This window comes from Rickettsia endosymbiont of Orchestes rusci (assembly GCF_964030945.1).
Classification (GTDB): domain Bacteria; phylum Pseudomonadota; class Alphaproteobacteria; order Rickettsiales; family Rickettsiaceae; genus Rickettsia.
In genome coordinates this window covers 195,976-208,517 of sequence record NZ_CAXIQG010000004.1, presented here as the reverse complement: position 1 = coordinate 208,517, position 12,542 = coordinate 195,976, and the positions used below count along the sequence as shown (strand labels likewise).

The window sequence follows — 12,542 nt, the reverse complement described above, 5'->3', positions numbered from 1 at the left end:
ATTAAATTAAAAACGCACATTACATATTAATTATTTATAAAGTAAAGGAAATATTTTTAAACACTGATTTAGTTGTATTATTTTATATAGTAGATAAATATTGTGCTAAAGTTGCGTTTATTAAATCAAAAAGATAATGGTGAAGGAACCATGATAACACGTATAGGAGTATCTATGGATAATAAGTGTATAATCTCTCTATGAGTTCTAGTTATCTATTATTCATCATCTTAATAGAAGCTTTTGTAAAGCATGAAAAAATATAGATTCATTCTGATTTTACCGGTGGAAGTTTTATCCATCCTTTATCATCTAAGTAATCCTCATCATCTTCATCATCCCATTCACTTATAAACCCTTTATCTGCCGGAAATACAGCGTCATCTCGATCGCTTGATACAAGCAAATTTTTCGACATTCGCCTGTACTCACCTACTCTAGTACGGTAGCTTAGCTCGTCTTTAAATTTATCTTGTCTGAAGCTTTCTGAATTTAGCTGTATATCTAGTAATTCCTTTATTTCATCTATTTGTTTAGAAATGTTTTTTAAATTTGCATCTATATTTTTTCCATAGTTAAAAATTCTTGTTTCTACCCTATTCATAAAAATATTATCCTTATTTTTAGTTGGTACCTTAAGTAAGAGTTTAAATTACCTAAGGTATAATCTGTTATATGTCTACTTAAAGCGTGCTTTAATCGATATTTAAAAAATTTTTGTAAATCGGTGTTATCTAGAAAAGAAACTAACTGAAAAGCATAATGAAAAATAATAAGGTAATATTTTGAGGTATAAAGCCGGTGTAATACTTAAGTAGAGATTCAATCGTTTGTAAGCATGTTACATTTACGAAATAATTCTTAGATAAATAACATTTATTCGAGGTAAGAATTTTATAACTTTCAAAGCAGGATATACTTATATCTAAGGTATGTTAGACTACGCCCCTCCTCGCAATGACGGTGTTTTTTTATAAGGATTTCGAGCCATGCAACAACGCCACTAAGAGTCAATTAGATTTTTTAATATATTAGTAACTTGGGCTATAACATTTCAAATTTAAAATTTCTCTACTTCGTGGGTGATCACCTCCAAATTTTTCTATATGATGATTACGAAATTTCTTGTACCAAAATTTTTGAGGTATAGCACTGTCTTTAGGTACGCCGCAACTAGCTTTAGCAGCTGCAAGATACATAATACTTATTTCATCGACATTTTTCATATTATCTCGATAGTTATTCCAATATATATTTTCTGCTGTTGCATAAGACGTAGCTGCTTCTTCATTTTTATTAAGAGCGGCTAAAGCATCCCCTTCTGCAACAAATGCCTTGGCTAAATATATGTCCGGCGATGTAATAATATTATTGTTAGGTCTCATTGGATCATTAATGTAGATTGTTTTAGCTTTTCTAGCATATTCTAAAGCTTCTTTAGCTTTCTTAAGTCCTAGTTCAGCTCTAGACATCTGAGTAAAAATATGTCCGAATATTTGCTGATCTTCTTTCTTATTCAGCTTATTCATATTATATACTTGCTCTGCCTGCGAATAAGCTTCTTGATATCTACCAAGATTATTTAATATCTCTACTTTAAGTATATATCTTCCAGTGAGATACAAATCTTGAGGATTCATGCCATTTTCCACACATATATTTATAGAATTATCAATTTGCTTTAATGCTTCATCATATTTACCTTGAATAAAAAATAATTTAGCTTTGGCATAATATAAAGTTGCAATATCGGCTTTATCTACTAAATTTTGATTAAACATATTTTCTATTATTTGAATATTTTTTTCTGCCTCATTAATATCTCCACGCTCAATGTTAGATATAGCTGAACCATAAATTACATTACATTTAAAAGAATCATATCCTTTAACTTCATCAAATACTTCTTTTGCTCTCTTATCATACTTAATTGCCTCCTGATGATCTGCACAATTTCTATAATACCATCCTATAAGCCCTAAATATGCCGCATAGTCACGTTTTTCTTCATTATTCATTTTCCATAGTTTAAACTTCTTTTCTTGATCCTTGTTATCCAACCAATCTACTAATTTTTTAGCATTATTTAAATTAGAAGAATTAATAGCTTGTACAATTAGATGTAATTTTAATTCTAGAAGCTTATATATTGAGACATCATACTTTTCTGCATTTTTTGTGATTATTTCGATATTTTCTGACACAGTTTTAGCATTCCTAAAAATACGACCCTTCACTACACTTTTAGGTATAGAATTTAATAGGTTAGTAGCAAGCTGCTCAAGATGTTTTTTGTTCTCTTTACTTCCATTTATTTGTAATATTTTTTCAACTATAATATCATGCATCTCAAATACCGGGTTAACCTCATTAGGATCAATATTTGAGATCAATGCAAATTTAGAAAGCTGATAAATGTCATCATCTAGAGTATTTTTATCTTCAGTAATAGAGTTTAATAATTCTTTTGAAAAACTTTGATTATTTATTAAAGCTATTTCATTTAATAATTTTTTAGCAGTTGGCTTTAATTCATTAATGGCAAGCTTTATATTTAGCTCAATTTTATCATCAGATGCCCGTATCTTTTTCTTATATTCCTCGAGGTTTAAACCTTGTACCTGATTTAATAGTTGGGCACCTTGAACCATAAGTATCGGATAACCTCCGAATTCCTGGGCTAAAAACTCTATTGATTCCGGGTTTTTATTTTCTAAAATATTTTTTGCAAGTGCTATAGACTCTGTTTTACTAAAAGCGTTTACTTTTATTATATGAGGTAATAGCTCACTATCTTGAGAACAGAATATAACATTCCCGTTATGCTCCCAATTAATAAAATCTGCTACTTTCTTATTTTCCTTTATTTTTAAATTATCAAACACCAATAACCATCTATCTTTACTTGCTAGATAAGTCATTAAATCCTTCCTTACTATTGCGACATCTTCTGAAATCATCGGAGATTTTAATTGGGTATTAATAGATTTTGCTAATCTTAGTAATTGTTGCTCAATATCTAGATTGCAATCAATAAACCAAATAAGAGCATAATTTGCTTTATTTTCGTAAGCATACATTCTAGCAAGCTGCGTTTTACCCATACCGCTTATCCCTACTATGCTAGACTGCTTATATTTAGTTAGATTACTTCCCAGCTTTTCCAATTGCGATACGTGATTAATAAAATAACTAACCGGTACAACAAGATTATTTATTTGCTCTTGTGCAGATACAACCTTATTCGTTAAAAGCATAATTATTACTAATATATATTTTTTCATAATATTTTTACTATTATTTTACTATTCTAAATTTCTAGCTGTAAAGATTTATGATTTTTCTATTAAAAGTCAATAGAAATTTTATGTTAGACAAGAAAAAGAATGAAGCATTAACTTAAAATGCTTCATTGATCATTGAGATAAGAAAGAATTAATATTTAAAATTCCGATAAGCTTAAATGAAATGATATTTAGTTATTATTAATTTTTATCTCAATAAATAACGCGAACTATGGATAATTCCTTATCCGTAGTTGGGGTTAAATTGTAATCAACAATATTATAAAATTGTTTTTATTTCCTTAATAGGAATAATAGTTATATTATCCGCTAATTGATATTTTTTTTCACCGGGGTATATAACAAATAGTTTATCTAGGGCTAAATATTCTATTGCTTTATACATTGAAGAGGTAAGGGTAGGAGCATCGTTAAACTTAAATTCAAAACCCAGCTTTAAACCTTTGTATCTTATAAATAAATCTAGTTCTCCTTCTTGATGTATTCCCCAGTAATAACAATCTTCACTTCGTTTATCAAAAAGTCGTATTATTTGTTCTAAGGCAAATCCTTCAAAGCTAGCACCTAATTTCGGATGTTTTAATAATTGCTCTTGTGAGTGTATGTCAATCAAATGATGAAATATACCTGAATCGGTGAAGTATATTTTAGGTCGTTTCTTTTGACGTTTAGAAATATTTTCAAACCAAGGATATAATTGGCGTACCATAAAAGTACCGGTTAAAATATCTAAATAATTTTTTATGGTATGATCGCTTACTCCTAGGGATTTTCCAATTTCAGAAGCGTTAAAAATATTTCCATGGTAATGAGCAAGCATTGTCCAAAAACGTCGTAATGTGATCGGCGGTATAGAAAAACCAAGATTTGGAATATCACGCTCTAAAAATGTTCTGATATATTGTTCTAACCAATCAAAACCTGTTTTCGGGTAAAGATAGCTTTTAGGGAACCCGCCAAGCAAATGAAGATGATTGATATTACTAACTTCTAATAAAGAAAAAGGATGTACTTCTATATAAGATATCCTGCCTGCAAGTGTTTCAGAGCCTTGCTTAATTAAATCTCTTGAAGCACTTCCTAATATTAGGAAATATCGTTCTTTATGTTCATCCGCTAGCACTCGTAGTGTAGGAAATAAATTGGGTAAGCGTTGAATTTCGTCAATAATAATTAAGCCTTTTTTATCTTTTAATGTTATATAAGGATTTTCTAATGCAGCTAAATCTCTTGTATCTTCTAAATCAAAAAAATGTACTTCTTCTTTTGCATGAGCAAATTGATGGGCTAAAGTAGTTTTACCGCATTGCCTTGGCCCTAAGAGAGCTACTATTATATGACTTAGAAATTGTGTTTCTATCTTTTGTAGGTAATGTTCACGTTTAATAATAGCTTTCATAATTTTTATGCCTTTTAGTATAATTATCTACATAGATAAATTATATCATGAAATTTCGAGTATTAGGTACAAAATTTCATTTATTATATAAAAATTTTCTTTTTGAACTACGGAAGGCATTGTTGCGTGGATACCCCAAACGTCATTGCGAGCGACTGCAAGGAGCGCGGCAATCTAGAAAATAATAAATTTCATAGCATTTTTTGCTATTTTTTCCTGGATTGCCACGTCGGGACTATGTCCCTCCTCGCAATGACAGTGTTTTTTTATAAGGATGTCGAGCCATGCAACAACGCCACTACGAAAAGAAAGAATCATAGTTTTATTGCAAACAGAGAATTGAGTTTAAAAAATTTTACCTAATGTGCTAAAATTTATTTTTATAAATAAACGGTAATTAACCATTTTATTATAGATAATGAAAAACTCTGAAAATATTATTTTACTATCTTTGAAAACAGTTAGAATATTAAAGTAAAAATTACAACAGCAGAAAGATTTAATAATAAGTAAAGAGAATAAAATATGTCATTTAAAAAATTTTATACTACCGAAGATATTATCAATAATTTCCCGGATAAAGATTATTTGCGCGGCAGTGCATATGCAAAACAAGGATACGTAAAAAATCTATCATTTAATAACGGTAAGTTATTAGCTGATGTACAGGGGTCAAGAGATGAACCTTATCAAGTAGAAGTCGAGATTATTACAGGTGAGGGTAACAGTAAAATATTTGAAGGAATTTGTTCTTGTCCGCTAGGCTTTGATTGTAAGCATATAGTTGCAACATTGTTAGAAGGAAAGAAATTATTTTCGGAATCTCCAAATATTGACTCTTCAGCATTTGATCAAAATTTAAACATATGGCTAGAAAGTTTTAAAGAAGCGGATAAAAAACAGTTAGATTCTAATTCCCAAAACACTTTAATTTATAGTTTAGAATTTTCTAGAAATCATGGAACACTTACCGTATCACCTACTATCGCTTATATTAAAAAAATAGGTGTATTTGGTAGTAGAAAAAGTTGTGGATTGGATACCACTTGGTCATATAGTCGTCCCAATTATATTAATGATAATGATCTAGTGATATTGCGTTTAATTTCAGGCTTAACTTCTACTCCTAGCTATAGCTCTAGATATAGCTATACAATTTCAGGCGGTGAGGAAGTATTATTTTTACTCAAGCTTCTTATTGAATCAGAACGCTGTTATTTAAAAGATGAGGAATCACCCAAAAATTTCTTAAGATTTGGAGAAACTCGTAGTGCTAAATTAATTTGGAAAACGCAATCAGACGGTACACAAACTTTAAATATTACCGTAGAGAATATTACTGCACCTATTATACTTTCTTTAGCTCCGCTTCATTATATATGCCCTATCTCAAGAAAAATAGGAATAGTAGATATAAAGCTAGATATTCCTGATAAACAAATAATTCACCTTCTGAAAGCACCTAATATTAAACCACAGCAAGTGGAAGCCTTAACCGAGAAACTAATATCTATATTCGGGAATAATGCAGGTGAGCTGCTCCCAACAAAACTTCCTATATCTAAATTAGATATAGAGCCGATACCGATATTAAAGCTTATGGGAATTACGATCCAACCACAAAAATCTAACGGCTGGACTGCACGTGCTATAGGAGAGCCTGTTACTGTAGCAGCTGCTAGTTTATCCTTTGATTATGGAGGGAAAATTATTGCTTGCGATGATCCAAGTCTAGAATTCAGCCGTTTTAAAGGAGGAGAGGTACAAATTATTCCTCGTAAAATCTCAATAGAAAAAGGAATAATGGATTACTTGCAGCTTTTAGGTTTTGGTATTAAATATAAGAATATCACTAATTATTATAATATAAGAAAGGATTATTATGACTATATAACTATAGGAGAGAAGAAAGAAAATTTTCATAAAGATAAAATTATAGCACAAGCTTGGGAAAAATTTGTTAAGCAAGATATAACACGCCTTAAAGAGCAAGGTTGGCAAATTAAAATGCTACCGTCTTTCCCGTATAATATAGTATATGCAGATAAAGAATGGTATGGAGAAATCCAAGATAATGATAATCAATGGTTTAACGTTGAGCTAGGTGTAAGTATTGAAGGTAATAAGTTAAATCTAATACCGATATTATTAAATTTGCTAAAAAAAGATAATAATATTTATGCTAACCTTGAAAATTTTTCTAACGAAAAACCTTTTCTAATTCCTTTGTCCGACGGTAAGCGTTTAGCACTTCCTCCTGAACGTATTAAAACATTGCTTAGTACTATTCAATATTTATTTAGTTTTCAAAATAACATTGATGAAAACGGCATACTCAAAATGCAGTTTTCAGAAGCAGCACTGCTTGCAGAAATGGAAGCTGCGTTGCAAGCTCTGAATATACGTTGGTTCGGCGGAGATAAAATACGGGAATTAGGAAAAAAACTTAAAAATTTTAACAGTATTACACCGATAACAATTCCTCCAAATTTTCAAGGGAAGTTACGTAATTATCAACAGGAAGGATTAAATTGGTTACAGTTTTTACGTGAATATCAATTAGCCGGAATACTTGCAGATGATATGGGACTTGGAAAAACCGTTCAGCTGCTTGCCCATATTGCCACCGAGAAAGCTGAAAAATCCTTGAACAACCCTTTTTTAGTTATTGCGCCTACTAGTCTTATGAGTAATTGGCGGCTAGAAGCAGAAAAATTTGTACCCGACCTCAAAGTATTAACTCTGCATGGTGCTAAGCGTAAAATACATTTTAATGATATAAGTAAATATAACTTAATACTAACTACTTATCCTTTATTGCTGCGTGATAAAGATATTCTTTTATCTCATGAATATCATACAATTATTCTTGATGAAGCACAAACTATTAAAAATTCCAATGCGAAAATTACTCAAATAGTTAGTCAGATAAAGGCTACTCATCGAGTATGCCTAACAGGTACTCCTTTAGAAAATCATTTAGGAGAATTATGGTCGTTATTTAATTTTCTATTACCGGGATACCTTGGAACTAGTAAACAATTTACTACTTTATTTCGCAATCCCATTGAAAAAGACGGCAATAATCAAAAATTAAAAATTCTAACGGAAAGAATAAAACCTTTTATTTTACGCCGTACTAAACAAGAAGTATTAACGGAGCTTCCCCCTAAAACCGAAATCATTCGCACCGTAGAACTCGAAGGTGCGCAACGTGATTTATATGAAACTATTCGTGTAAGTATGCATGAAAGAGTGCAAAAAGAAATAGCACGGCACGGTATGGAAAAAAGCCATATTATAGTACTTGATGCTTTACTAAAACTCAGGCAAGTTTGTTGTGATCCAAGTTTACTTAAGATGGATGCTGCAAAAAATATAACCGAATCCGCAAAGCGGTTGGAGTTAATAAATATGTTAACGGAAATGCTGGAAGAAGGACGTAAAATATTATTATTTTCACAATTCACTAGTATGTTACAAATAATAGAAGAACAATTAAACTTGAGAGGAATATCATATGTTAAACTTACCGGACAAACCAAAGACCGAGAAACACCTATAAGAAGCTTTCAAGAAGGCTCAGTACCTTTATTCTTAATCAGCTTAAAAGCCGGAGGTACCGGGCTTAATCTTACTGCTGCCGATACAATAATTCATTATGATCCTTGGTGGAATCCGGCAGTAGAAAACCAAGCTACCGACCGCGCTCACCGCATCGGACAAGATAAACCGGTATTTGTATATAAAATTATCACTGCAGGAACGGTCGAAGAAAAAATCATAGAAATGCAAAAGAAAAAAGCAGAATTAATGAATAATCTGTTTGACCCTACAGCTCAAACGTCTTCTAAGCTCACGGTAGATGATATTAGTATATTATTTACCCCTTTAACTTTGTATTAATTTCTGAGCCATACAACAACGCCCAATAAAGGTGAATATGACAAGGCAATAGAAAAATATAACGAGGCAATAGCCACTAGCAAAAAGCCTTTGTACGTTACTAATAAAACAAATGCAGCAAAGAAATATGAAGAACAAGCTCTAGTAAATAAAACCGATATAGAGCAGATAACAAATAATATGCAAGAGCTTATGAAGTCAAAGCTTATTGCGGTAGAAGAGCAGCTTGACGAAACAATAGACCATCAAAATATAAATGATGATGCTACTATATTGGGGGTGATAGTATAGCATAATCCATTAAGGTATTGACAAGTAGCATAAAATAAGTAAATCTATGTGCGAAAAAGGAAAGAGATGGTCCGAGCATATCCATACGAACTAAGAACAAAAGCATTAGAGTTAATAGATAAAGTTAAGTCAGTAAGTAAAGTTAAGGAGTTATTAAATATATCTAGGCAAACATTATACAAATGGCAAGCTATTCAAAAGAAAGAAGGAGATATTCAGCCGAGAGTAGGCTATCAAAAAGGTCATAATAAAAAGCTAACAAATATGCCGGAGTTTAAGGAATTTATAGATAATAATGCCGATAAAAGCCTAAAAGAATTAGCAAAAATATCAAATAAATGGTCAGCAACGACAATTTGGCGAGGTATAAAAGCACTAGGATATAGTTATAAAAAAAACTTTTACGCACCCCAAAAGGGACGATGGAGCAAGGAATGATTTTATAGCTAGAATCAAAACTATTTCAAAAGAAGATTTAGTGTTTATGGATGAATCCGGAATAGAAGACAATGCATGCTTGTAGTACGGTTATAGCCTAAAAGGTAAAAGATATTACGATAAGAAAATTTACCAACATAAAACAAGAGTAAGTATGATAGCAGGGCTTTGCAATGGTAAAATAATAGCTCCAATAGTTTTTGAAGGGACTTGTGATACACTAATTTTTAAGAGTTATGTTGAAGATTTTTTGATCAAAGAATTAAAACAAGGTCAAGTGGTTGTTATGGATAATATTAATTTCCATAAGAATTCCAAGGTCAAAGAGCTAATAGAATCTGTAGGTTGTAGTATTTTATTTTTACCTACTTACTCTCCTGATTTAAATCCAATTGAGCATTATTGGTTTAAATTAAAAAATCAAATTAGAAAAACTGCAAAAGACTTCGAACATTTTTTTGATGCTGTTTGTTATAATCTGTCCATATCTTAATGGATTATGCTGTACAATAATATTCCTTAGTTATCGCCTCACTTTTTAACGTCATATTTAATTTGTTAATCTTTTTTTATTTGACTTGTTACTGATATACTTGTAATTATTTTAGCAAATATAAAGATTAATTTATGGTTAGCGGATATTAATAAATATAAGCTAAAGAGGGGGTTATGTTTACACCCAAGAAATCAATAAAATCATCATTTGAAAAAATAATAGAAGCTATAAAGTCAGAAAATCCAATAGAAGCACAAAATTTAATAAGCCAAATGAGTCAGAGCGAGTTAAGCAAAATTGATTATAAAGGCAATACGGCTTTAATTTTTGCTGCCTTTAATGGCTTAGCAAAAGTTTGCGAGATGCTTATTTCTAAAATGTCTGATCAGGCTATTAATCAGATTAATAAATACGGCAATACGGCTTTAACTTTAGCTGCCCGTAAAGACTTAGCAAAAGTTTGCAAAATGCTTATACCTAAAATGTCTAATCAGGCTATTAATCAGGTTAGTGATGATGGTTTTACGGCTTTAATTTGGGCTATCGATAATGGCTTACAAAAAGCTTGCGAAATGCTTATCCCTAAAATGTCTGATCAAGCTATTAATGCTATTGAAAAAACTTACGGCCATACGGCTTTAACTTTAGCTGCCGGTCACGGCTTAGCAAAAGTTTGCGAAATGCTTATTCCTAAAATGAACGAGCAAGCTATTAATGCTGTTGAAAAAACTTACGGCAATACGGCTTTAACTTTTGCTGCAAGGAAAGGCTTAGAAAAGGTTTGCGAGCTGCTTATTTCTAAAATGTCTGATCAAGCTATTAATGCTGTTGAAAAAACTTACGGCAATACGGCTTTAATTTGGGCTATCGATAATGGCTTAGAAAAAGTTTATGAAATGCTTATTAACAAAATGTCCAATCAGGCTATTAATCAGGTTAATAATGACGGCAATACGGCTTTAACTTTTGCTGCAAGGAAAGGCTTAGAAAAGGTTTGCGAGCTGCTTATTTCTAAAATGTCTGATCAAGCTATTAATGCTGTTGAAAAAACTTACGGCAATACGGCTTTAATTTGGGCTATCGATAATGGCTTAGAAAAAGTTTATGAAATGCTTATTAACAAAATGTCCAATCAGGCTATTAATCAGGTTAATAATGACGGTAATACGGCTTTCACTTTGGCTGCATCTTGATCCTGCTATAAAAAAACGGACAGATAGAATTAAGATGAGATAAAATAAATCTTAGGAGGATTTGCAATGAGTCAAAAAATATACGATAAAGAATTTAAGATTAATGCAGTAAAACTGTATTTAGCAAATAAAGGTAGTAAAAGCATCAATGATATTGCTAAGGATTTAGGGGTTTCACGATCTGGTTTGGGATATTGGCTTAAGAATTACAAAGGCAAAGGAGAGGCTAGCTTTGTTGGTAGTGGCAATGTAGTGAATCAAGAGGTACGAGATTTAAAGAGGGAATTACATCTTGTAAAACAAGAGCGAGATATCCTAAAAAAAGCAGTGGTCATCTTTTCAGCTCCCTCAAACAAAGGTACGAATTTATGAAGAATCATAGCTCTTATTTTTGTGTAGATCAGATGGCTAAGATTTTAGGGGTTAGCAGGAGTGGTTATTATGATTTTATTAATCGTATGCCAAGTAAAAGAGCTGAATATAATGAGGAATTGGTAAGTAAGATTAAAACTATTTTTGCTGGAACTTATCAAACTTATGGAAGTCCAAGAATTCATGCAGAATTAAGAGAACAAGGCTTTGTATGTTCACGTCCTCGAGTAGCAAGATTGATGCAAGTAAACGGCATTCAAGCAAAAATGTATAAGAAGTTTAAAAAGACTACAAAACAGTCCAATAAACCTTATCACAGGGGAGAGGATTTAGTTAAACAAAATTTTTCTGTCTCAAGCCCGAATAACATTTGGGTAGCAGATATTAGTTATATTTCTGTAAATAATAAGTGGGCTTACCTTGCTATAGTACTTGACCTGTTCTCAAGGAAAGTAGTAGGCATGGCAATAGACGAAACAATGAAAACAGACTTGATAATTAAAGCCCTTAACTCGGCTACATTACAACGTAAACCGCTTAAGGGTCTTATCCATCATTCTGATCTTGGAAGCCAATTTACTAGTTTGGAATTTTATAAAGCAGCGAGCAACCATGGAATTGTTTTAAGTCATGGCAAAACCGGTGTGTCCTATGATAATGCTGCTATGGAGAGCTTCTTTCATACTTTAAAAACTGAACTTATTTATTTTAAAAAATATCAAACCATAGAAGAAGCAGGACTTGATATATTTACCTATATTTATACATTTTATAACCAAAAAAGGAGACATTCTACTTTAAAATACAAAACTCCAAATGAGTACGAGTTAAACTATAAAAAAATTAATAACTCCTCTCTTTAATTTGTACGTTTTTTTGTTGCAAGATCATCTAAAGGCTTAGAAAAAGTTTACGAAATGCTTATACCTAAAATGTCCAATCAGGCTATTAATCCGGTTAATAATGATGACCTTACGGCTTTAATGTGGGCTATCGATAATAGCTTAGCAAAAGTTTGCGAAATGCTTATTAACAAAATGTCTGTTCAGGCTATTAATCAGATTAATAAGTACGGCAATACGGCTTTAACTTTAGCTGCGGGTAAAGACTTAGAAAAAATTTGTGAGCTACTTATTCCTAAA

Annotated in this window: 9 protein-coding genes and 2 pseudogenes; 8 read left to right on the top strand and 3 right to left on the bottom strand. The window is 31.5% G+C overall.

The genetic code is table 11. From position 1 onward, the window contains the following. Positions 1 to 268: 268 nt before the first annotated feature. The 3 genes from AAHM91_RS04575 to AAHM91_RS04565 all read right to left on the bottom strand — a co-directional run bounded on the left by AAHM91_RS04575 (position 269) and on the right by AAHM91_RS04565 (position 4,704). A complete protein-coding gene (locus AAHM91_RS04575; protein ID WP_253308335.1) occupies positions 269 to 604 on the bottom strand; it encodes a palindromic element RPE3 domain-containing protein in 336 nt (111 codons plus the stop codon). A 427-nt stretch (positions 605 to 1,031) separates the two neighbouring features. After that, a complete protein-coding gene (locus AAHM91_RS04570) occupies positions 1,032 to 3,284 on the bottom strand; it encodes a tetratricopeptide repeat protein (RefSeq protein ID WP_342270029.1) in 2,253 nt (750 codons plus the stop codon). Between the two features lie 280 nt (positions 3,285 to 3,564). After that, entirely contained in the window at positions 3,565 to 4,704 is a 1,140-nt protein-coding gene (locus AAHM91_RS04565) for an ATP-binding protein (RefSeq protein WP_342270028.1), read from the bottom strand. Positions 4,705 to 4,830: 126 nt separating this feature from the next. On the opposite strand from AAHM91_RS04565, the gene AAHM91_RS04560 reads away from it, so the two are divergent. The 8 genes and pseudogenes from AAHM91_RS04560 to AAHM91_RS04525 form a co-directional block, all read left to right on the top strand. Further along, positions 4,831 to 5,067 (top strand): hypothetical protein, encoded by a 237-nt coding sequence (locus AAHM91_RS04560; protein WP_341793277.1) that lies wholly within the window; start codon positions 4,831 to 4,833, stop codon positions 5,065 to 5,067. Positions 5,068 to 5,229: 162 nt separating this feature from the next. Beyond that, positions 5,230 to 8,610, top strand: coding sequence for a DEAD/DEAH box helicase (locus AAHM91_RS04555; protein WP_342270027.1), 3,381 nt, complete (start codon positions 5,230 to 5,232; stop codon positions 8,608 to 8,610). 90 nt (positions 8,611 to 8,700) lie between these two features. Further along, the gene (locus AAHM91_RS04550; RefSeq protein ID WP_342270026.1) at positions 8,701 to 8,901 is read left to right on the top strand and encodes a hypothetical protein; all 201 of its coding nucleotides are present in this window, start codon (positions 8,701 to 8,703) and stop codon (positions 8,899 to 8,901) included. A 66-nt stretch (positions 8,902 to 8,967) separates the two neighbouring features. Next, positions 8,968 to 9,832 (top strand): annotated as a pseudogene (locus tag AAHM91_RS04545) (IS630 family transposase). Positions 9,833 to 10,008: 176 nt separating this feature from the next. Then, positions 10,009 to 11,028 carry an ankyrin repeat domain-containing protein gene (locus AAHM91_RS04540; protein ID WP_342270025.1) on the top strand — a complete coding sequence of 340 codons (1,020 nt, stop codon included), beginning with the start codon at positions 10,009 to 10,011 and terminating at the stop codon, positions 11,026 to 11,028. Positions 11,029 to 11,094: 66 nt separating this feature from the next. After that, the gene (locus AAHM91_RS04535; protein WP_342269687.1) at positions 11,095 to 11,400 is read left to right on the top strand and encodes a transposase; all 306 of its coding nucleotides are present in this window, start codon (positions 11,095 to 11,097) and stop codon (positions 11,398 to 11,400) included. Beyond that, on the top strand, positions 11,313 to 12,263 hold the full coding sequence (locus tag AAHM91_RS04530) for an IS3 family transposase (protein ID WP_342269827.1): 951 nt from the start codon (positions 11,313 to 11,315) through the stop codon (positions 12,261 to 12,263). The genes AAHM91_RS04535 and AAHM91_RS04530 overlap by 88 nt, the downstream gene beginning before the upstream one ends. A gap of 45 nt (positions 12,264 to 12,308) precedes the next feature. Next, a pseudogene (locus AAHM91_RS04525) lies at positions 12,309 to 12,539 on the top strand (ankyrin repeat domain-containing protein); the annotation flags it as partial. Positions 12,540 to 12,542 lie beyond the last annotated feature (3 nt).

Excerpts from the sequence above, each read along its gene's own strand:
- AAHM91_RS04575 (WP_253308335.1), bottom strand. The coding sequence starts at position 604 with ATGAATAGGGTAGAAACAAGAATTTTTAACTATGGAAAAAATATAGAT.
- AAHM91_RS04570 (WP_342270029.1), bottom strand. The coding sequence starts at position 3,284 with ATGAAAAAATATATATTAGTAATAATTATGCTTTTAACGAATAAGGTT.
- AAHM91_RS04565 (WP_342270028.1), bottom strand. The coding sequence starts at position 4,704 with ATGAAAGCTATTATTAAACGTGAACATTACCTACAAAAGATAGAAACA.
- AAHM91_RS04555 (WP_342270027.1), top strand. The coding sequence starts at position 5,230 with ATGTCATTTAAAAAATTTTATACTACCGAAGATATTATCAATAATTTC.
- AAHM91_RS04540 (WP_342270025.1), top strand. The coding sequence starts at position 10,009 with ATGTTTACACCCAAGAAATCAATAAAATCATCATTTGAAAAAATAATA.
- AAHM91_RS04535 (WP_342269687.1), top strand. The coding sequence starts at position 11,095 with ATGAGTCAAAAAATATACGATAAAGAATTTAAGATTAATGCAGTAAAA.